Annotated in this window: 4 protein-coding genes; 2 read left to right on the top strand and 2 right to left on the bottom strand. The window is 56.4% G+C overall.

Features of this window, described 5'->3' with window-relative positions; genetic code table 11:
• A partial coding sequence (locus tag CKO15_RS13675) for a MerR family transcriptional regulator (protein ID WP_207124001.1) occupies positions 1-157 on the bottom strand: 157 nt, incomplete at its 3' end.
• Between the two features lie 247 nt (positions 158-404).
• Entirely contained in the window at positions 405-749 is a 345-nt protein-coding gene (locus CKO15_RS13680; protein WP_200197370.1) for a transposase, read from the bottom strand.
• Positions 750-985: 236 nt separating this feature from the next.
• Between CKO15_RS13680 and CKO15_RS13685 the strand changes: the two genes are divergently transcribed.
• Both CKO15_RS13685 and CKO15_RS13690 read left to right on the top strand, forming a co-directional pair.
• The gene (locus CKO15_RS13685; RefSeq protein ID WP_338036077.1) at positions 986-1,207 is read left to right on the top strand and encodes a DUF4258 domain-containing protein; all 222 of its coding nucleotides are present in this window, start codon (positions 986-988) and stop codon (positions 1,205-1,207) included.
• 2 nt (positions 1,208-1,209) lie between these two features.
• Complete coding sequence (locus CKO15_RS13690; protein WP_200197372.1) at positions 1,210-1,401, top strand: DUF2283 domain-containing protein; 192 nt, start codon at positions 1,210-1,212, stop codon at positions 1,399-1,401.
• Positions 1,402-1,598: the final 197 nt, after the last annotated feature.

Raw genomic sequence — 1,598 nt, forward strand, 5'->3', positions numbered from 1 at the left:
CGATGAACTCCCGCAATTGGGCCTCAGTGTAAAGACGACGATTGCTGTCAGTCCGTGCCGCTGGAATGAGGCGCCCCTCGCGGTCCCAGCGCTGCAGGGTCTTGACCGAAACACCCAGCCGCTTCGCCGCCTTGCCTGTACTCATGGTGTTCTCCATGAGTCAAGAGTACACTATCGCGCATTTTTTGCAAGACTAGAGTCTAGCTCCATCCTCTCAAGGTTTGGAGCCTCCGGGAATCCCGGCACGGTTCAGGGGGGGGCGGTGGAGCAGATCATTGATGAGGCTACCGGCCCGGTGCTCAAGCGCCCTTGATGGTGCGCAACAACAAGGTTTCTACGACATGAAAATGACGTTACGCAGTAACGGAGGAGATGGGCCTGCCGCTACCACTCACCGCTACCACTCACAGCTTGCTCGAATTGACTGATCGTGACCGATCAGAGTAAAAAAGCACTCCAGTGTGGTGTCGGTGGGAACATCGGTCACCATCGTCGGAATGAGCAGTCTGACTCGGCTCAAGCTTGACGACGACGTGGCAGTGATTCGACATGACCGCATAGGTGGCGATGTCGATGGCGAAGATCGAGCTTAGCAGGCGAAGCTGATCTTCGACCCATTGGCGCCGATGCTCGTAGCTTTTGCCGGAGACGTGATCCTCACCGCAGAGGAAGCTGCGTCGCACGCAGCGGGTGACGATGTGGTAGTAGGGGGTTGTGGGCGAGATTTGCTCACAGCGAGGGCGGGGCATGTTGGGCTCTCCTTAGCCGTTGCCTGTAGCCTGATCCGTTGGCCGAGTTGAGGATAAGTTAGCACGGGGGAGAAGATTGGCCAAGCTGGGTGAATCTGGCACTCTGCGGGCGAATCCTTGCCCAAGGCGGCATTTGCAACCGCTGGCTCCTGTCGAGCTGTTCATGGTACGTTGGAGGCATCATGAAACAGCGGTGAACCTTGGTGATCTGTTAGCGATTTGGCTTGGAAGTACAGGTGACGCGCCACGCGAGCGAACGTATGGCGCAGCGAGGCATCACGGACACGTTGCTAGGCGATCTTCTGGAGACCGGTCAGACACGCTATAAGGACGATACCCGGCTATGGATTGCCAAGGCTATAGAAGGACGCCACGATAATCTCGTCTGTGCCGCCGTGGTGCTTGAAGATAGACTGGTCGTCAAGACCGTCATGCATCACTTCCAATGGGAACTTTGACTATGCGCACTACATACGATGAGGCTGACGATATTCTAGTCGTGCATCTTTCCGACAAGGCCATTGCAAAGGAGTCTTCACAAGACTGGAATACCCATGTCAGCTATGCGGAGGACGGCACGATCGTGGAAATCGTGATTTTGGAAGCCTCCAAGCAGGGAGCTTGGCCTCTGTTGCGTAGTCATGCAGCCTAATTGCGGATTGCGACGATCGCGAACCACCGTACTCGCTGGGGCGCGCTGTTGCTTGACATTGCGATATGATCTACCAAAACGCGCCGCAGTGCTCCGCCTATAGCCGCGCAGCGGCTTAGGGGGTGGTGAAGCGGCGCATCTTGCAAGTGGCCACCATTCTGTTACGCTTGGAATCATGTCACCAGATGGATTGAGCA

Source organism: Halorhodospira abdelmalekii (assembly GCF_016583625.1).
Taxonomy (GTDB): domain Bacteria; phylum Pseudomonadota; class Gammaproteobacteria; order Nitrococcales; family Halorhodospiraceae; genus Halorhodospira; species Halorhodospira abdelmalekii.